General features: G+C 59.1%; 16 protein-coding genes and 2 pseudogenes. 13 read left to right on the forward strand and 5 right to left on the reverse strand.

The window, feature by feature from the left end; all coding sequences use genetic code 11:
• Nucleotides 1-324: 324 nt before the first annotated feature.
• The 6 genes from CK224_RS04910 to CK224_RS04935 all read left to right on the forward strand — a co-directional run bounded on the left by CK224_RS04910 (nt 325) and on the right by CK224_RS04935 (nt 8,974).
• A complete protein-coding gene (locus CK224_RS04910) occupies nt 325-918 on the forward strand; it encodes a NodA family N-acyltransferase (protein ID WP_095780983.1) in 594 nt (197 codons plus the stop codon).
• A gap of 127 nt (nt 919-1,045) precedes the next feature.
• Nucleotides 1,046-2,320 carry a chitooligosaccharide synthase NodC gene (gene nodC, locus CK224_RS04915; protein ID WP_095780984.1) on the forward strand — a complete coding sequence of 425 codons (1,275 nt, stop codon included), beginning with the start codon at nt 1,046-1,048 and terminating at the stop codon, nt 2,318-2,320.
• A gap of 43 nt (nt 2,321-2,363) precedes the next feature.
• Nucleotides 2,364-3,386 carry a nodulation factor ABC transporter ATP-binding protein NodI gene (nodI, locus tag CK224_RS04920; protein WP_095781435.1) on the forward strand — a complete coding sequence of 341 codons (1,023 nt, stop codon included), beginning with the start codon at nt 2,364-2,366 and terminating at the stop codon, nt 3,384-3,386.
• A gap of 3 nt (nt 3,387-3,389) precedes the next feature.
• Nucleotides 3,390-4,178 (forward strand): ABC transporter permease, encoded by a 789-nt coding sequence (locus CK224_RS04925; RefSeq protein ID WP_095780985.1) that lies wholly within the window; start codon nt 3,390-3,392, stop codon nt 4,176-4,178.
• Between the two features lie 294 nt (nt 4,179-4,472).
• Entirely contained in the window at nt 4,473-6,488 is a 2,016-nt protein-coding gene (locus CK224_RS04930) for a carbamoyltransferase (RefSeq protein WP_095781436.1), read from the forward strand.
• Nucleotides 6,489-7,504: 1,016 nt separating this feature from the next.
• Nucleotides 7,505-8,974 (forward strand): PLP-dependent aminotransferase family protein, encoded by a 1,470-nt coding sequence (locus CK224_RS04935; RefSeq protein WP_095780986.1) that lies wholly within the window; start codon nt 7,505-7,507, stop codon nt 8,972-8,974.
• Between the two features lie 6 nt (nt 8,975-8,980).
• Here the strand turns inward: CK224_RS04935 and CK224_RS31820 are convergent.
• A pseudogene (locus CK224_RS31820) lies at nt 8,981-9,158 on the reverse strand (LysR family transcriptional regulator); the annotation flags it as partial.
• A gap of 855 nt (nt 9,159-10,013) precedes the next feature.
• Here CK224_RS31820 and nodB point away from each other — a divergent pair.
• The 3 genes from nodB (at nt 10,014) to CK224_RS04950 (ending at nt 12,917) form a co-directional block, all read left to right on the forward strand.
• Entirely contained in the window at nt 10,014-10,673 is a 660-nt protein-coding gene (nodB, locus tag CK224_RS04940) for a chitooligosaccharide deacetylase NodB (protein WP_095780987.1), read from the forward strand.
• Between the two features lie 583 nt (nt 10,674-11,256).
• Nucleotides 11,257-11,907, forward strand: a complete 651-nt coding sequence (locus CK224_RS04945; RefSeq protein WP_095781437.1) for a LysE family translocator — start codon at nt 11,257-11,259, stop codon at nt 11,905-11,907.
• Between the two features lie 197 nt (nt 11,908-12,104).
• Entirely contained in the window at nt 12,105-12,917 is an 813-nt protein-coding gene (locus CK224_RS04950; RefSeq protein ID WP_245425737.1) for a TIM barrel protein, read from the forward strand.
• Here the strand turns inward: CK224_RS04950 and CK224_RS04955 are convergent.
• Complete coding sequence (locus CK224_RS04955) at nt 12,894-13,877, reverse strand: LysR family transcriptional regulator (RefSeq protein WP_095780989.1); 984 nt, start codon at nt 13,875-13,877, stop codon at nt 12,894-12,896. The two genes, CK224_RS04950 and CK224_RS04955, sit on opposite strands and share 24 nt — an antisense overlap.
• Before the next feature lie 91 nt (nt 13,878-13,968).
• Here CK224_RS04955 and CK224_RS32285 point away from each other — a divergent pair, with 91 nt between their 5' ends.
• Genes CK224_RS32285 through nolL form a run of 3 tightly spaced genes read left to right on the forward strand, consistent with a single transcriptional unit; the run spans nt 13,969 to nt 15,569 of the window.
• On the forward strand, nt 13,969-14,097 hold the full coding sequence (locus tag CK224_RS32285) for a hypothetical protein (protein WP_280952253.1): 129 nt from the start codon (nt 13,969-13,971) through the stop codon (nt 14,095-14,097).
• 31 nt (nt 14,098-14,128) lie between these two features.
• The gene (locus tag CK224_RS32290) at nt 14,129-14,455 is read left to right on the forward strand and encodes a hypothetical protein (protein ID WP_280952254.1); all 327 of its coding nucleotides are present in this window, start codon (nt 14,129-14,131) and stop codon (nt 14,453-14,455) included.
• A complete protein-coding gene (gene nolL, locus CK224_RS04965; RefSeq protein WP_095780990.1) occupies nt 14,448-15,569 on the forward strand; it encodes a nodulation factor fucose acetyltransferase NolL in 1,122 nt (373 codons plus the stop codon). The genes CK224_RS32290 and nolL overlap by 8 nt, the downstream gene beginning before the upstream one ends.
• Before the next feature lie 18 nt (nt 15,570-15,587).
• Here the strand turns inward: nolL and CK224_RS31830 are convergent.
• Nucleotides 15,588-15,701, reverse strand: a pseudogene (locus CK224_RS31830) (acyltransferase); the annotation flags it as partial.
• An 84-nt stretch (nt 15,702-15,785) separates the two neighbouring features.
• Between CK224_RS31830 and CK224_RS04975 the strand changes: the two are divergent.
• Nucleotides 15,786-16,691 carry a LysR family transcriptional regulator gene (locus tag CK224_RS04975; protein ID WP_095780991.1) on the forward strand — a complete coding sequence of 302 codons (906 nt, stop codon included), beginning with the start codon at nt 15,786-15,788 and terminating at the stop codon, nt 16,689-16,691.
• Between the two features lie 292 nt (nt 16,692-16,983).
• On the opposite strand, the gene CK224_RS04980 is transcribed toward CK224_RS04975, so the two are convergent.
• Both CK224_RS04980 and CK224_RS04985 read right to left on the reverse strand, forming a co-directional pair.
• Nucleotides 16,984-18,201 (reverse strand): MFS transporter, encoded by a 1,218-nt coding sequence (locus tag CK224_RS04980; protein ID WP_095780992.1) that lies wholly within the window; start codon nt 18,199-18,201, stop codon nt 16,984-16,986.
• On the reverse strand, nt 18,158-18,634 hold the full coding sequence (locus CK224_RS04985; protein ID WP_095780993.1) for a hypothetical protein: 477 nt from the start codon (nt 18,632-18,634) through the stop codon (nt 18,158-18,160). Before CK224_RS04985 ends, CK224_RS04980 begins: the two co-directional genes overlap by 44 nt.
• Between the last annotated feature and the right edge of the window lie 762 nt (nt 18,635-19,396).

Here is a 19,396-nt window from a genome sequence, read left to right on the forward strand (position 1 = left end):
GTTGACACCTAACAGTCGGGCCCATCCTCCACTTGATCGCTGCTTCGGCACGAGGCGCAGCCATCGCTGGCCGTCTTGACGCAGGTTCTGTCACCGACAGCTGCCATCGGTGCCGTCGCTTTATCGGCCCAATCGAGCACGATCAGAAGGTCAGATTAAGGCCTCTGAAACGCTGGTTTTAGCATCCATAGCGTGGATGCTGGCGATCTAAACAATCAATTTTACCAATCTGTGCTGGTCCTTCATAGACCGCCCACATGACATGCACCGCCGCTGCACCACCGCGTAGTGCACAAAAGAACCCGAAAAAGAGGAAGTCTTCGCATGCGCTCTGACGTGCAGTGGAGGTTGTGCTGGGAAAATGAGTTGCGGCTTTCGGATCACCTCGAACTCTCTGAGTTCTTCCAAAAGACCTACGAGCCTGTCGGAGCCTTTAATGGAAAGCAATTCGCAGGCGGTCGAAGTTGGGCCGGTGCAAGGCCGGAGGTCCGCGCAATCGGCTATGATGTGCACGGAGTAGCAGCTCACTTGGGCCTGCTGCGCCGATACATCAAAGTTGGCGACGTTGATCTGCTCGTCGCTGAACTCGGTCTATACGGGGTGCGTCCGGATCTTGAGGGGCTAGGAATCGCCCATTCGATCAGCGCGATGTATCCAGTGCTGCAGCAGCTTGGCGTTCCATTCGCTTTCGGCACGGTTCGGCACGCGCTCCGGAACCATGTTGGCAGGTTCTGCCGCAAAGGCTTGGCGAGCATTTTGTCGGGCGTTCGCGTGCGTTCAACCCACCCGGACGTGTACCCCGATCTGCCTCCCACGCGGGTCGACGACGACGTACTCGTCATGGTGCTCCCAATTGGACGCTCAATGAGCGAGTGGCCGGCCGGCACTTTGATCGATCGGAACGGTCCAGAGCTATGAAGGACACCCGCAATGATATCAGTCACCGCGACACGCCCCTCATCGCATTGGCCGATCTGCATCCAGCATTGACCTCGGATTTATTGTCCGCTCGCTTCCTCAAATGCACTGAAAAATCAGACATCTCATGAACCTCTTTGCCCCAGCCAGTATTGTCGCCGTCTGCTCTTATGCGCTGCTGTCGACCGTCTATAAGACCGCGCAGGTGCTTTATACCCTGCCTGCAAACGTACCCCCGACCTCGGGCCAACCGGCCGGCTGTGAGCCTTGGCCGAGCGTCGATGTCATTATCCCGTGCTACAACGAGGCACCTCGCACCCTCTCGGACTGCCTGGCTTCCATTGCAAGTCAGGACTATGCAGGAGAACTGCAGGTCTATGTTGTTGATGACGGTTCTGGAAACCGCGATGCTCTCTCAGGTGTACACGAGGAATACGCGAGCGACCCGAGGTTCAACTTCATTGCGCTCCCAAAAAATGTCGGAAAGCGCAAGGCACAGATCGCGGCGGTTCGCCGCTCGTGCGGAGATTTGGTGCTCAATGTAGATTCGGACACGATACTCGCGCCGGACGTCATCACAAGGCTTGCGCTAAAGATGCAAGATCAAGCGATCGGCGCCGCCATGGGCCAGTTGGCGGCTAGCAATCGCAATGAAACTTGGCTGACGCGGTTGATTGACATGGAGTACTGGCTGGCCTGCAACGAAGAGCGGGCAGCGCAGGCTCGGTTCGGTGCCGTCATGTGTTGCTGCGGTCCGTGTGCCATGTATCGGAGATCCGCGCTTGCTTCGCTGCTGGATCAGTACGAGACGCAGCGCTTTCGAGGCAAGCCGAGCGACTTCGGTGAGGACCGCCACCTTACGATCCTGATGCTGAAAGCAGGCTTTAGAACAGAATATGTCCCGGAGGCCGTCGCGGCAACAGTCGTTCCCAACAGCATGGGTCCCTATCTGCGTCAACAGCTTCGCTGGGCCCGGAGCACGTTCCGTGACACGTTGCTGGCGCTCCAACTGCTGCGCGGCCTTAATATTTATCTCACATTGGACGTGATTGGGCAGAACCTTGGCCCACTATTGCTCTCTTTGTCTCTCCTGGCGGGGCTCGCGCAATTCGTAACGACAGGTACTGTGCCTTGGACGGCATGCCTGACGATTGCGGTCATGACTGTAATTCGCTGCAGCGTGGCAGCGTTTCGTGCGCGCCAACTTCGATTTCTCGGATTTTCGCTCCACACACTCATCAACATCTTTCTCTTGCTCCCATTGAAAGCATACGCGCTGTGTACATTGAGCAATAGCGATTGGTTGTCGCGAGGCTCTTCGGCCAATGTGCCAAACACCGCCGGCGCCATTCCAAAGCAAAACTTGGTGGGATCCGACGCAACTTACAGCGAACAGCAATAGTCACGTAGGTGGAAGAACTTTGAGCCAGGACCAGGAACATCAAGTGTTGAATGGGAATTTGGGCCCAGAAGATTTGCGGCAGCTCGAGACTGGTCCGATCGAACGGAAGTCTCACGGGCAAACAAGCGCGAAAAGCTCCGTGCCTGACTCTCTGTCGACCGTGGCAGTCGATTTCGCCGGCGTAACCAAGTCGTATGGGAACAAGGTCGTTGTCGACGAACTGTCGTTCAGCGTTGCGTCGGGCGAGTGTTTCGGCCTCCTAGGACCAAACGGGGCGGGCAAAAGCACGATTGCGCGAATGCTCCTCGGCATGACATCCCCTGACGCGGGCACGATCACGGTGCTCGGCGTCCCGGTGCCGGCGCGCGCTCGCCTGGCACGTAGGGGCATTGGCGTGGTCCCGCAATTCGACAATCTTGACCAGGAATTCACCGTACGCGAGAACCTGCTGGTGTTCGGCCGCTACTTCGGCATGAGCACACGCCAGAGCGAAGCGGTCATCCCGTCGCTTCTCGAATTCGCTCGCCTCGAGCGCAAGGCGGATGCGCGCGTCTCGGAACTGTCCGGCGGCATGAAGCGATGCCTGACGATGGCGCGGGCGTTGATCAACGACCCCCAGCTCATTGTGATGGACGAGCCGACCACCGGCCTCGATCCGCATGCGCGCCACCTGATCTGGGAGCGGCTGCGCGCCCTATTGGCACGCGGCAAGACGATCATCCTGACGACGCATTTCATGGAAGAGGCTGAGCGACTATGCGATCGGCTGTGCGTGCTCGAAAAGGGTCGCTACATCGCCGAAGGCCGGCCGCAGGCGCTGATCGATGAGCATATCGGATGCCAGGTCATGGAGATCTACGGCGGCGATCCGCACGAGTTGCATTCGCTGGTCAAGCCACATTCTCAGCGCATCGAGGTCAGCGGCGAAACCCTTTATTGCTATGCGCCAGACCCCGACCAGGTGCGCGCGCAACTGCAGGGGCGAGCAGGTCTGCGTCTTCTTCTGCGTCCAGCCAATCTCGAGGATGTTTTCTTGCGGCTGACCGGGCGCGAGATGGAGGAGTGAACGATGATTGAAGGTTTTGCCGCGGCGTTGCCGGCCAATGCGTGGAACTGGGTTGCGGTGTGGCGCCGCAACTATCTGGCATGGAAGAAAGTCGCACTCGTGTCGATTCTCGGTAACCTCGCCGATCCGATGATCTACCTTTTCGGCCTCGGCACCGGCCTCGGCATAATGGTCGGCCACGTCGACGGTGCGTCGTATATCGCCTTTTTGGCGGCCGGCATGGTCGCGGTAAGTGCGATGACCGCCTCTACCCTCGAAACATTGTACGCGGCTTTCGCTCGCATGCATTCTCAACGCACATGGGAAGCCATGCTGTATACGCACGTTACTCTCGGGGACATCGTTCTGGGTGAACTGGCGTGGGCAGCCACCAAGGCCTTCCTGGCCGGTACGGCAATTACCATTGTCACCGTAATGTTGGGCTATGCAGCCTGGCCGTCCGTCCTCTATGCGCTGCCAATTATTGCTCTGACGGGGTGCGCATTTGCGAGCCTCGCGATGATCGTCACCGCACTTTCGCCCAGCTACGATTACTTTGTATTTTACCAGACGCTTGTGCTTACACCTATGCTGTTCCTGTCGGGCGCCGTTTTCCCATTGAATCAGCTGCCTGACGCCTTTCAGAAGATAGCGCGATGCATGCCGCTGTCACATTCGATCGACCTTATTCGTCCGGTTATGCTTGATCGCCCGATCGCCGGCATCGCCCTGCACATCGGTGTGCTCGGCCTGTACGCGCTGCTGCCATTCTTCCTCTCGATGGCGCTGTTGCGCCGCCGACTGATGCGCTGACGCGAAAGAGAAGGAGATAAACCATGCGCTATGGACGCAAATAAGAACGACGTCGCCAGCATGTGCCGCGAAGGGTTTTGGCTGGCGTCGATTCGATCTCACAACGCTATGGAAAGCCCGACGTCTCGAGCACAGGATCTTATGTTGATCCCGGCGGACCCAAGAGAATTTCTTTGAGGTCAGTGATGTCTGACTGGCATTCGCCGGGGCGAACGACAACGCGGCCCGTCCTTCTGATCGAACGGCCTCGAGACAGGCCAATTTAGTATTCCTCTACGACAAATGGAGAGCGAGATGCTGTGTCTAGGATTGAACGGGGGATTGGACAAAGTCTATGAAAACAGGTTTCAGATTCCAAACACATTCATGCACGATGGCGCTGCGGTGCTCGTCCGGGACGGACAGGTCATTGCGGCCGTAGAAGAGGAGCGCCTCAATCGGATCAAACATTCCAACAAGCTCCCAATTAGCGCGGCTCAATACTGTCTTTCAGCAGCCGGGGTTCAGCTCAGCGAAATCGATCGTGTGGCGTTCTACGCTACCGAAGCCTACTCGAATGCCATGCTAGAAAACATGCTTGTTTCCCAGCCGGACGCTTCCATTCCGTTGGATGCTAAACTGTTGATGCAGAGGCTGCTGGCGCAGGAGTTCGGTACCGAACTCGACGCTTCGCGTATCTCATTCGTAGGTCATCATCAGGCGCACGCCGTGAGTGCTTTTGCAATGTCGGGCTTCGAGCAAAGTCTGATTTTCGCGATCGATGGCTCTGGTGATTTCCTGTCGGGCCTTATGGCGATAGGATCTGCTACTGAAATTACGCAACTCGCGACTTTCCCAGAGAACAATTCCCTTGGGCAATTTTATCTCGAGACGATCCGGTATCTCGGCTACGGCTTGTTCGATGAATATAAGGTAATGGGGCTTGCCCCCTACGGCGATCCCGTTCCCTATCGCGCGCTTTTCGAGCAGTTCTATGAACTCTCCGCAAACGGCGAGTATCGCGTCCACCTGGACCGCATCGGTCCGACTTTGCTCCGCAGCATTCAGGTTCGGCAAAAGGGAATGCCATTCACCCAGCAGCATAAGGATGTGAGTGCGTCGCTACAGGAAGCGCTCGAACGCATCGTGTTTCACATTCTTCGGCATTATCGTGAGGCCACCGGGATGACGCGGTTGTGCCTGGCCGGCGGAGTTGCGCACAACTGTTCCATGAACGGCAAGCTGCTCTATTCAGGACTTTTCGAAGACATCTTCGTGCAGCCCGCATCGCATGACGCTGGGTGCGCATTAGGCGCTGCGCTAATCGCGTCTAATGAGCTGGGCCGCCCCGCGCCGCGTGCGCGATTGCAGGAGGTTTATTGGGGGCCGGATCTCGCGAGTGATCACGCTGTCGAAGAGGAACTAAAGGCATGGGCGGGGCACCTGGAGTTTGAACGCACTGAGGAAGTGGCGGATAGGGCAGCCGAGTGGATGGCCGGTGGCGCCGTGATCGGCTGGGTGCAAGGTCGTTCGGAGTTCGGGCCGCGCGCGCTCGGAAATCGCAGCATTCTTGCCGACCCCAGGCCCGCCACAAACAAGGACCGGATCAACGCTATGGTCAAGAAGCGGGAAGGGTACCGCCCGTTCGCCCCATCAGTGCTGGAGGAGCATGCGCGCGAATTTTTTGACCTCCCGGGTAGTGCGTGCGAATTTCCGTTCATGAACTTCGTAGTTCGTGTGCACGATTCCAAACGTGGTTTGCTCGGCGCCATCACGCACGTCGACGGTACGGCTCGGCTGCAAACAGTATCGCGCAGGGCCAGTCCTGCCTATTGGGACGTCATCAATGCCTTCAAGCAGCGGACGGGCGTCCCAATGCTGCTCAATACGTCCTTTAACAACAATGCCGAGCCGATAGTAGATTCGGTTGCAGACTCGATTGCCACGTTCCTGACGACAGAGCTGGATGGACTTGTGGTCGGGCCGTACCTCGTCAAAAAACGGGCCGCAACGCTGCAGGACTGGACTGCGCTCGCGGTTTCATTGCCGCCTTATGTATCCCTGCATAAAGTCCGCGCATACAGGGCGCAGGATCGCCAGGAGACCGTCTGCGAAATCCGAACGGATAACCGTGACTGTGCGCGTATTTCACATGACTTGTTCGATCTGCTGACGCGGATCGAAGGCGAGGCCGTGCTCGCGGATCTCCTCGACACAATTACGCTGGATCAAGCCCAGCGCGAGGCTCTCACATCAGAGCTGAGACGATTGTGGGAGCAGCGCCACGTTCGGATGCACCCCTCACAAGCTGCTCGCGTCCACCAAAACTGATGCCAAAACCTGGACGACCGATAACAGCTGCCGAAACACTGGTGTGTCCAAGCACCTTCATATGACACGCCGCTTGGCGCGGGGGATCCGGAGTAACTGGCCGAACACCCGGATCCTGATCCACAGCCATTTATTGCAGCCCGCAGGCCATCGACTGGTGCCGCGCCAACTATATCGAATTCATCCTCCGCCTGGGCTCACCACGACCTTGCGCGAAGGCATGTCGCGGATCTAGAGCCCCGCACAATGGCGCGCTTCGAAGCGTCGGTGAAGGGCGAGTCCGAAGGTCAAATTCGTTGACGGACCCGGCAGTTGCAGACGCGTCGAGCGCGTCATCGCCTCGTGTCGAGGTCAGCGATGAGGGCGTGGCCAAGGCGAGCTGTTGGGTTTCTACAGGCGCATTGGATGTCGAGGATAAAACCGTTGATGTCGAGAGATCCAGAGGAAGGGATTTGGCCGGTGAGGCTCTGAAGCGACCAGGTCAAAGCGATCGGTGGCGGCATAAGCCAGGCGATAAGGCGGCGCAGTCTGGCGGATGCGGGTCGGGCCTGCCGAGTGATGATCGGACTGTCGGCATCGCGAAGGCTAAGCCGCGACGACGGGTCGCGCTCGCCTCGGTCGATCTGGTCGCCACGATGCTCGAGCGCGAATGGTAGGGGCAATACCCGGATGGCTGGGACGAGTGATGCCGTCCGTTGTCTACTACTGCAAAAGCCGATGTGGCGGCTTGGCTCTCACATGCCGAGCGTCTGAGTGCTTCCGGCAGGGCGAACAGTCTCGGCGAATATTTCCGCCGCTTCGTCGACCCTTTCAGCAGAACGGTCGGTCTGCTCCATTCGCTTGAGTACCCCGTTGTGCAACATCTCCAGGTCGCGCGGGCAGCCGAATTGGCCGTTCGCAAACTGTGCCAGTTTATCAGTCTTGGATCGGTGGGGCGGGCTCGGGCATCGACATCGGACATGCTCTTGGCTTTCGGCAAGAGTAGCTGCAAACTGGTCCAGTTGGGAGGAAAAGAAATGGTCCAGTTTCCGGGTCCCGGCGGCTCAAACCGCTCGTACGGCATGGGTGCGCGCCAGATCTACGAATCGCTTCGCGAGCAGATCCTCAGAGGCGTCTACGACACTGGCAGCCAACTGCCCTCCTCACGTGGCCTCGCCGAGGAACTTGGAGTCTCGCGAACGACCGTCACCGCTGCCTACGAGCAGCTGGCGGCGGAAGGTTTCATCGACGTCCGTCAAGGCGCTCGCCATCGTGTCGCATCGTCGCTGATCGGACCTGAGCTAACCGCCAATCCCCCAAAACGGGCCGGCCCGGGTCACTTGTCAAACTATGGCGAACGGCTGCGTGGCACTCCGCGCTGGCCGGATTACCTGCCCAACACGCTGAAGATCGATTTCCGATATGGCGACCTGGCGCCCTCAGATTTTCCGGCACCGGTTTGGAAGCGCGCGATGAACGCGGCGATGGCGCAGCGGCCGGCACGGCTCGCCTACGACCATCCGTGCGGTTCGCGCCGGCTGCGCCAGGCGCTTCAGGGCTATCTCTGGCGCGCCCGTACTGTGCGCTGCGACCCTGAGCAAATCGTCATCGTCAATGGTTCGCAGCAGGGGCTCGATCTCTGCGCGCGCCTGCTGCTCGACCCAGGGGACAGCTTCGTCATCGAGGACCCCTGCTACAGGATGGCACGCCAGGTCTTTGCCAGTACAGGTGCCACGCCGGTTCCCGTCGAGGTTGACGAGCACGGCATGCAGACGGAGCAACTGGCGGGGCTCGCGGCCCGGCTGGCCTATGCGACGCCGTCGCATCAGTTTCCGCTCGGCGGCGTCATGCCGATCGCGCGGCGGCATCAGCTTCTGGAATGGGCGCGGGACGAGGGCGCCTACGTCATCGAGGACGACTACGACAGCGAATATCGCTACGATATCAGCCCCGTTCCCCCGCTGCACAGCCTGGAGGATCATGCGGCCGTCATCTACCTAGGCACCATCTCCAAGACGCTCTCGCCGATGCTGCGCATCGGCTATCTCGTCGTCCCCGTGGAATTGCAGCAGGTTTTCGAAACCGCCAAGCAGTTTGCCGACCGGCATTCTCCGATGGCCGAGCAGGAGTCATTGGCCTCTCTGATCGAGAGCGGCAGCTATGAAAACCATGTGCGCCGCGTGCGTCGCCTCAACGGCGAGCGCCGGGAGGTGTTGCTGACCACCATGAAACGGAGTTTTCTAGATAGGATCGAAGTCCAGGGGGCAGAGGCTGGACTGCACGTCGTCATATGGTTCAACGACCTGCCGCGATCGCGCGAAACGGCGTTGGTCGAAGCCGCGCAATACGCGGGTCTGGGTCTGCACCCCATTTCGCCGCTTTACCATCGGCAGTCGGGAGCAGGCGAGGCCGATCGCGTCGGGCTTGTCATGGGCTATTCCGCCTTGAGCATCCGGCAGATCGAAAAAGGCGTCGAGATGCTGCGGGACGTCGTCGCTCAAATCTGAGACGCTTACGGTTTCCGCGCGCGGGGTAGGCCCACGTTCGCGGGTGCTCGTCGTAAACATTTCATCATCGAAATAATTGTGCAGGCGGGCAACGGCCGCGCTCATGGCGGGCTGACTTGGATTGATCTGCTTGCCGCCCCGTGAGGTTGCGCTCGGTCGGTGCGTCGCACGACCAGGAGGTCAGATCAAGGGCTTTGTCTCATCTATCCCCAACGTGGATGCTTGTCATCGAAACAATCGATTTTGCCGATTGGACAGGACGTCCCATAGGAAGAATTCGAGGATGCAGCCCTAAAGGATTGTCGATGTATGCGTTGGCTCCGAGGAGCATTTTCTGGTTTGTGCCTCCTGGTCTGCGCCGAACTTTAAGCGAGCCGATCCGCATTTCGACCAATCGTCGGTGATCGGCGCAAGCTGCATCGCGTCGGCTCTTCGCCACAGGCTCCCTCAGGTAGCGTAGGCGTCTACCTCAAGGATCACCAACAAGTTGAGGTGTTCCCATGCGCTCCCAAGGACGGTGGAGGTTGTGCTCGGAAACAAGTTGCAAGTGGCCGATCATGTCGAACTCTCCGACTCTCCGAAAAAACCTATCGAGGGACTGATCCTTTAATGGAAAGCTATTTGCAGCCGTTCGAAGTTGGGCTGGGGCTTCGGCCTAACGGCTACGACGCGCTGGGCGTCACGGCTCACTTGGGCCTGTTGCGCCGCCATCAGGATCGGCGAGGTTGATTTCTTGGCGGGAGAATTCGGGTTGGACGCGACGCGTCCGCATCTTGATCGACTCGGAATCAGCAATTCATTTTGTGTGCCATATCCAGTGCTTTCGCCACGGTGGGGCACGCGCTGCGGAACCAATTTGAGAGGTCCTGCAGAAACGGCGTGGCGGCTATTGCGTCTACGTTCGCGTACGATCCCACTCCGGAGTGCCGAACCTCGACCTGCCGTCTCGCGCGTTGAGCACGTGCTCTCGTGGCTATGCCGATTGCGCGGCTGATGAGCAAATGGCCGGTACAACAATTGACCGGAAGGATCCAGAGCTATGAAACATCATGATGAAAGATGGGAGGTGCAGAGTGAATGCGCTGATGGAACCGGCCGTCGGAGCGTTTATCTGACGTTTGACGACGGTCCCGATCCATTTTTCACGCCACAGATACTCGATGTGCTGGCGCAAAATGGGGTGCCGGCGACTTTCTTCGTCATCGGTGCCTGTGCCGCAGAGCACCCGGATCTCATCCAGCGAATGATCGCAGAAGGGCACGAGGTAGGCAACCACACGATGTCTCATCCAGATTTGTCCAAATGCGACTTGGGTGAAGTGCAACGTGAGGTATTTGAGGCCAACCGTGCCATTATGGCAGCATGCCCGCAGGCCTCGATCCGCTACATTCGCGCGCCATACGGCGCCTGGAGCGAAGAAGTGTTCACTGCCTCAGAGATCGCCGGGCTGGCCGCCCTTCATTGGTCGATAGACCCAAAAGACTGGTCGCGCCCCGGCACCGACGCGATCGTCGATGCAGTGCTCGCCGCGGTCCGGCCCGGTGCAATCGTGCTCTTGCACGACGGTTGCCCTCCCGACGAGTCGAGACGGAGCGCTCAAGCCAGTTTGCGCCACCAGACCGTTATGGCGCTGTCCAATCTGATTCCGGCATTACATGCCTGCGGATATGAAATTCGCTCCCTTCCAGAACATCACTGAAATGTCGGATTGGACCCGCTCCCCGCCCTTCTCGCCCATGAAGGCTTGCAGGCCGTTTACGCCCTGCGCGTAAGCACTCCGTCCAAAAATCGGACGAACTCCGACTGTTGGCTAAGCGTGGACAGTTGTTCTCACCTGCCACAATGAGGACCCGCGCACGCTCTCGGCATTCCCTGGCATCTCCGAACTCCTCGAGGTTGTTTTAACATGGCTCATTTTGCGTTAGATCAATTCATTGGGCTTGCCGGAGGCCTATACAGCGCATTCCTCCGTGATCGCGGCCCACAAGGTTTGGGAATCTAGCCGCCGTTGCCGTTATGCGGGATGTCCCCACCGCTCGGCTGCGAAGGACGCAGGCTGTTCCCCGACTCGCCCACCCCGCTGCGGATCTGTCCCTGATCGGATCCGTCTTTCGTCCACTGGACCACGTCGATAGCTTCTGACTGGCCGTTTCCAGCAGGTCAGATTGCCGGTAGCTGAGTGGTAACGCAAGGAGGGCCTTGCAGCGAGCGAGCGGGCATCTGACCGAGAGATCGCCCGCTCTCGTCCCAAATGATCGTGAACCTCGTCGGAATCGACCATGATGCCAGAACTGACCCCATTCGCCCTGTATCTCGCCGCGGCCTTCATGCTCGCCATCACGCCAGGTCCGGGCATCTTCTACGTTGCCGCGCGCACGCTCGCCGGCGGTCGTCCGGAAGGTATCGCTTCCAGCCTCGGCACCGGGGTAGGGGGCATGATCCACGTCCTCGCCGCAAGCTTAGGTGTTTCCGCGATCGTGCTCGGGAGCTCGGAACTGTTCTCTGCATTAAAGCTGTTCGGCGCGGTCTACCTCGTCTGGCTCGGCTTTCGCACCTTTCAAGCCGCCCGCCGCAAGGGAGCGACCGGCGGCAATGACGGCGACCGGGTGAGTCCAGTCGGACCTCGGCGGGCATTTCGTGAAGGGGTGCTGGTCGAGGCTCTCAACCCGAAGACGGCAGCGTTTTTTTTAGCCTTCCTTCCGCAGTTCGTGAACCCGAGCGCAGGGTTCGTAGCTCTGCAATTCGTGGTGCTTGGCTCCTTGTCGATTGCACTCAACACGCTTGCCGACATCGTGGTTGCCTTCCTGGCCAGCGGCATTCAAGACGGCGCGGCAGCGCGTCCCGGGTTGATCCGCCGCCTAAGGGAAGCGTCGGGCGGCGCGATGATCGCGCTGGGCGTCGGCCTCGCTCTGGCGAAGCACCCGGCTGCCTGAATTTTGAATCCGATCGGTTGGGCGTCTCTGCGGGTTGGCGGGTTAGCTTGCGCAAGCAGATGCACCACAGTGAGAGAAGCGTGCGCTCGACCGACTCGCCTCCCGCATGAAGATCATTTCGGCCCTCGCATATCAACGCACGGTAGAAGACAAGTCAGCCGAGAATGGCACCCGTTTCACGGAAGGAAAACCAACCCATGCGCCAAGCATCGCCCCGCTTTGCACTCGATCATATGGCGACACCCGGACTTGACGTTGGGGCGCTTTTCGCTTTTGCCCGCGACCAGGGGCTGACCGACGTCCAGATCCGCTGCCAGCCGCGCAGCAATACGATTGCACTCGGCATCCCGGCGGCAGACGTCCGCTCTGCCGCCGCCGAAGCAGGCGTTGGGATCATTTCCGTCAATGCCTTGCAGCGCTTCAATGAGTGGACACCAGCCCGCAAGGCCGAGGCGAGCAAACTCGCCGATTATGCGGCGGCCTGCGGAGCCCAGATGCTCATGCTGGTGCCGGTCAACGACGGCTCCTGGCCCGCCAATGGCGAGCACCGGGGCGATCTCCGCACCGCCTTGAAGGCGCTCAAGCCGATCCTCCAGTCGCGCGGCCTGATCGGTCTCATCGAGCCGCTGGGCTTCCAAACCTGCTCGCTTCGATCGAAGAGCGAAGCGGCTAAGGCCATCGCCGCTATTGATGGCCGATCGGTCTTCCGGCTCGTGCACGACACGTTCCACCACACGCTCGCCGGGGAGACGTTCTTCTCCTGCGAGCTGACCGGTCTTGTGCACATTTCAAGAGTGAACGATCCAATTCACTGGATTTACCCGGATCGCGTCCTGGCAGGTTCCGACAATGGCAGCCAGATCCGGGCGCTGCTTGATGGCGGTTATGGGGGGCCCTTCTCATTCGCACCGTTTGTCGATGCAGCCCACCCGCTCGACGACTTCGCAGGCGCACTTGCCGCAAGCATCGATCTAGTCCGACACGGGCTATTGACGCGACTGGCGGCGTGAGACGCGGGAGTGAATTTGGGGGTGCCTGCGGCGCCCTTTGGCGTCCGGCGGAGAAGTCATTCGAGACGCCTCCTGTAACAACACCTCTCGCATCCAGATGCTTGCCGGATCGCTGTTGTGAAGGGCGGGCCATTGGACGGCCTCGGTGAATGCGGGAAGCGGCAGCGGAAGTTCGACGATCCGCAGGGGCAAGGTTTTTTCGAAATATTTAACCAGCCGGAAGGGCATGCTCGCTATACGAGCTGTGCCTGAGACCATCGGCGGGATCATGCTGAAAGCCTGTACGACGATCTCGACACGTCTCTTGAGACCATGCTCAAGCAAAAACCGTTCCTCCATGGATGGCGTCAGCGCATGGCCGAACTTGACCGCAACGTGCCTCATGGACATGTAGCTCTCGAAGGTAAGCTGCCCTGGCAGCTGCTTGTTCGTGGGGCAGCCCACGCACACGAGTGTCTCGTCGAACAGCGCCCCTCTTGGATGCGCGCTCGACATGAACAATTCCGGACAAATCAGGAAATCGACGTCGCCGCGCCGGAGAAGCTCATCCGGATCGTCGTCGAGCGGCAGCAATTCGAAGCTGACGGCGGGTGCTTCGCGTGCAACACGCTCCACGACCTTTTCAAAAAACACAAGTGTGACGAAATCGGAAAGAACGATCCTGAAACGGCGATCGGATTGAGCCGGGTTAAACGGATCCCAAGAAATGATCGAGGACTGGATTTTCAGGAGTGCGCCGCGAACTGCGGGGGCGAGTGTTTCCGCACGCTGTGTTAGAACACGTTCGCGTCCGCTCATCGTAAACAGTTCATCGTTGAAAAAATCGCGCAGCCGGGCGACGGCCGCGCTCATGGCTGGCTGACTCAGGTTGATGCTGTTTGCCGCCGCCGTGAGGTTGCGCTCGGTCAGCAGTGCATCGAGCACGACGAGGAGGTTCAGATCAAGGCCCTTGAAGCGCATGGCTTTCAATTATCCATAGCGTGGATGCTCGCGATCTAAACAATCGATTTTACCAAACTTCCAGGGCGCTGCATAGATGACCGCACCTGAGATGCACCCGATCACGCCACTGCATGGCGTAGCGGCTCACTTGGACCTGCTGCGCCGTTTCCTCACGGTCGGCGAGGTTGATTTCTTGGTAGGCGAACTCGGATTGTACAACGGTGCATCCGGATCTTGAGAGACTCGGAATGAGCCATTCTATCCGCGTCATGCGTCTGGTACCGCAGCAGGCTGACATTCCAGTCGCTTTCGGCGCGGTTCGGCATGCGCCGTGGAACCACCTTGAGAGGTTCTGCACAGACGGCCTGGCGGCCATAGTGCCGGGCGTTCGCGTCGCCGCACATGATCGCGACCGCCACTGCGATCGAGGTAGCGATCAGGCACTGAGATTTTGTCGCTCGCTTGCAGCCAGTCGCCCCACGATACCATGCCCGATCCCCGTCACTTTCGATCCTTTGCGCCGAAACTGGCGCGCTCGCCGTGCCGGCAAACGGCAAGTAGCAGCTGCGATAGATAGGCCGGCATCTGATGCTTGATCACCTAACAGTCGGAGCGAAGGCACGCGGCTCGCGCCCAGCAGGAACAAACAACCGAGACCCAAGCTTTGATTTCGCCAAAGGTATACTCATTACCTTGGTGATAATTGGGCATTTATTACAATATTGTATTTATCGAGGCACTGACGCCTTCTGGCTGTCGCCGTACTTCAGGTCGATATACATATTTCATATGCCTCTCTTTATGGCGATAAGCGGCTATCTCTCTTCTGGGGCAATTTTGCGAAAACCGTTCATTCAAGGGGTCGGCAATCGAGCAACCCAGTTACTGCTGCCAATGCTTTTTTGGTGTGCGTTGATTTGGGCGCTAAAGTCCACCGTGATGGTTCCGACGAAGAGTTTAGCTGGCGGACTGTTGGATCTGTTGAACGAGGTCATTGGAACATACTGGTTCATATGGGCGGCGTTTATTTCGTTCATCCTGGTTAAGCTTTTTACAACTTTCAATCGTCTATCGATATGGATCATAAGCGCATCTGCAATTGCGGTCGCAATCGCCCCCATCACATCATCGATAATCCCGTCGCTAAGATACACATACCCATTTTATTGTTTGGGGTTCTTCTTTGCCCAGTCGAGTGGATGGAAGGAAAGTTTCATCTGGACGCATAAACCAGTTTTTTTGTTTCTACTCTCCGTTACCGCTTTCATATGCTTCCTATGGTGGGATAAGCAGACCTACGCCTTCAACAATCACGTGCTAATCAATGATGAACGGTCAGCTAAACAAGTATTGCTGATGTTCGCCGGCTCGGCAGCGGCTTCTGCAGTGGCAGTGCAGTTTATGTTGCAATGCTGGAGAATTGTCCATTCGACCAGAATAGCTCGCTTTGTCGCGGTCGAGCTTGGTCAGAGCACGCTGCTGCTTTATCTGGTTCAGGGTGCCGTGTTTCGCCTCACGGATTTTATACAGTTTGGAGAAGTCTGGAATCTCACGAGCAGAATCGCGTTCGCAAGTGTTCTTGGAGTGGCCATTGTCGTCACAGCGATGGCAATTCGCAAGGTTGCGCGCGACCTTGGATATGTCTCTCGGATCGTTGTCGGAGCGCCGCCACGCCCAGGTCTGCTCAAACCTCAATCTGTAGTCAATTAGCCACGTGAAAAATTCGTTTCATCGCTCCGGACCTGTCCGATCAACTGTTGTGCACGTCGGCCATTCGCTCATCTGCCGCGCAATCGGCATAAACACGACGAGCACGTCCTCCACACGCGTGGGCGGCAGGTCGGATACAACACCTCTGAGTTGGACCGTACGCGAACGCACACAATGGTCGCGATGACAAGCAACCACGTTACGGACGGATGAGGCATGCGTTTCAAAGGCCTTGATCTGAACCTTCTCGTCGTGCTCGACGCACTGCTGACCGAGCGCAACCTCACGGCGGCGGCAAACAGCATCAACCTGAGTCAGCCAGCCATGAGCGCGGCCGTCGGCCGGCTGCGCCATTATTTCAATGATGAACTGTTTACGATGAGCGGCCGCGAACGTGTTCTAACCCCGCGTGCGGAAACACTGGCTCCCGCAGTTCGCGGCGCACTCCTGCACATCCAGTGCTCGATTATTTCTTGGGAGCCGTTTAAGCCGGCTCAATCCGATCGCCGCTTCCGGATCATGGTTTCGGATTTCGTCACACTTGTGTTTTTTGAAAAGGTCGTGGAGCGTGTTGCACGCGAAGCGCCCGCCGTCAGCTTCGAATTGCTGCCGCTCGACGACGATCCGGACGATCTTCTCCGGCGCGGCGACGTCGATTTCCTGATTTGTCCGGAATTGTTCATGTCGAGCGCGCATCCAAGAGGGGCGCTGTTCGACGAGACATTCGTGTGCGTCGGCTGCCCCACGAACAAGCAATTGCCAGGGCGGCTTACATTTGAGAGATACGTGACGATGAAGCACATTGCGTTCAGGCTCGGCCGTGCGCAGATGCCATCCATCGAGGAACGGTTTTTGCTTGAGCATGGTCTCAAGAGGCGTGTCGAGATCATCGTTCAGGCCTTCAGCATGATCCCGCCGATGGTCTCAGGCACATCTCGTATAGCGACCATGCCGCTCCGGCTGGTTCAGCGTTTCAAAAACACTTTCCCCCTGCGGATCATCGAACTTCCGCGGCCACTACCCACGTTCACCGAGGCCGTCCAATGGCCCACCCTTCACAACAGCGATCCGGCAAGCACCTGGATGCGGCAGATAATGTTGCAGGAGGCGTCCCGCATGTGAAGTCGCGGGTGCTCCCTGGTCCAGGTCTGGATTTTACTCAGCGCCTCGTACGGATGCAAACGGCGCGCAAAAAATTGGGCCTGGCTCAAATTGGATGATTTCGCCATGACGGTGTGGTGCTGATTTCCCGACGCTGACCCCGGGTGCTTCCCGAAGGTCAGGCGGCGATTGAGATTCCGCCGCTCGCGGAGACGAAGCCTGCAACCGCCAAAGATCGTGCGCAGGATCGGACCGCGCGGCCGATGTGATTGCATCTTTCCCCGCGCTTCACTGACGGCCTCTTTCAAGCGGTTCAGGCATCGCGCTTCGGGCCGAGTAAGAACACCGTCAGGGCAGCGAGGAACGAGGCTACGGCGCTGTAGGCAAAAACACTGGCCACGCCGGCATTGTCCACGAGTAGTCCGCCGAAAACCGCGCCGGCTGCGATGGCCACTTGGAACGTTGCGGCCATCAGCCCACCGGCGTTTTCGGCATGCTCGGGAGCAGCGCGCAGCACCATCCATGTCTGCAGTCCCACCGGCACCGCGCCGAAGGCAAAGCCCCATACGCTGACCGCAATCACCGCGGCCCATGCCGATGCTCCCAGCGTCAGCAGCGAGACAGCGGCAAGCGCTATGATCAGGGGCGGCAGGGCCGCGACTGCCTTGAGGCTGTGCTCGGCCAAGACTCCGCCGGCCAAATTGCCGAAGAAGCCGCCGATGCCAAAGACGAGCAACACGAGTGAGATTGTCGCGATATTGAGCGCGGGAACATCCTCGAGGAAGGCGCGGATATAGGCGAAGCCGGCGAAGTGCCCGGACGCGGCAAGCAGGACGACCAAAATCGCGACTTTGATCGTCGGGTTCCTGGCCACATCCAGCAGGCGGCGAAAGCTGGCCGGTCCAATCGGAGGCAGCCTCGGAAGGGCCACGAGTTGCACTACCAGTGTAATGGCGGCTACGACCGCAGCGATCATGAAGGCGGTTCGCCATCCCCAGATGTCGCCGACATAGGCGCCGATTGGAGCCGCGCAGACGGTAGCGACGGTAACGCCGGTGAGGATGATCGACAGGGCGCGCTGCAGGAGGTGACTTGGAACGAGCCGCATCGCCAGCGCTGCTGAAATCGACCAGAAGCCTCCGATCGCTATTCCGAGCACGACGCGGGCGGTCAGAAGAACCGGCAGCGACCCCGCGACCGCCGACAGAACGTTCGACAGGATCAGCAGCAGCGTCATCGCCCACATGACGATCCTGCGGTCCAGGCGATTTGTGATGATGGCCATCGTCGGCGCCGCGATGGCACCGACGATTGCAGTCGCTGTCAGCGCCTGTCCAGCTGCACCCTCGGTGATACCGAGATCATGCGCGAGCGGCGTCAGCACGCTGGCAGGCAGAAACTCTGCCGTCACAAGCCCGAAAGTGCCTAAGGCAAGCGAGATGACCGCACCCCAGGCGGGACCCGACCGTTGATTTGGCTGTTCTGGGTCATGCAGAACTCCGTCCATGAAGCCTGTCGCGGATTCGGTCATGAACCGGGTCTCCAGTTTCGATGCGCAACATCGGGGAGGCTGCGCTGACCCGCACGAACGCCAAAAGCGCCTTCCCCTGCGGCGATGCACCAAGGAGGGGATGGGATCGCTTCGCGATCGTTGCGTTGCGGCGCGCGAAGTCGATGGCCCTTTGCTTGAGCCGGACGATGTCACCGTCGGACAGCACGTCATCCGGCAATTCTCCGGCGGCATTGTCGACTTGATCCGATTGCCGACGCTTCGGCGCAGTGCGCGTCGCCACCTTGGGAGGAGGCGATCGCGACAGCGAAAAATACTCCAGTTCGAACACGCCGCTCGGGATCAGCATGTATTTGCTCGACGCCACCCGGCTTGCCGTCGACTGGTGTACCTTGATCGCGTCGGCGACAGTCGTGAGACTGAGAGGCCGCAGTTGGTCGACGCCGTGTTCCAAAACGGCCCTGCTGGCGCAGGCGGGTAAACGACAATTGGGCTAGCGCCACGCCTTGTTCCGTCAGTCTGATGCGCAAAGCAGCTACCGAGCAACGCTGGAGGAAACGTTCGCCGCAGATGTGCACGGGTCTCCTTGGGCGCTCGCGTTTTGCCATGGTTCTGTTTGTAGCTTTCTACGTGCTTTGATGGGCTCTAACCGATGACAGCAAGCGCCATACCATTCACTTGCAGGCACCGAACCGGACTATCTTTTGCCGAAGCCCTGTTGGCTTGAGCAGGGCCGCCGTGCCTTGACCGACACCGATAGCGCCGCACAATCGCTTGGCCACCCGAACCGACCAAAAGTGCTGTATGTCCGGGATAATCGGCACTTGCGTCCCGGCTCGGAAGACGAAAACCTTTCCGGCCGCGCCGAGCCCGATGCATTGCCGGACTCCGGCAGGCCCTGCATCGACCGCGTAAGGCTTTGTCTCTAGCGGGCAATTGCGTGCGCAGGCCGGCGATCTGGGAGGATGCGGCCGTCGCACCTCTACCGTCGCGTTGTTGCTGCTCCCCCTATCGAGGACGGTCTTTGACGCCTCCAGCCCATCAGCACCACGCGCCGGTCTGCACGTGGTGAGGATCGAGTTCGGCTGGGCGTCACGATGTTTGCAGGGATGAGTTTCCTTGATTTGCTCGCCCTTGCGCGCCTTTCCGGAAACGTTGTTGTGTCCGAAGACGGACAAGAATGTCGCAAGAGCGATCAAAGATCGCCACGGCCGGC

Origin of the sequence: Mesorhizobium sp. WSM3862, from assembly GCF_002294985.1 — a bacterium.
Taxonomy (GTDB): Bacteria; Pseudomonadota; Alphaproteobacteria; order Rhizobiales; family Rhizobiaceae; genus Mesorhizobium.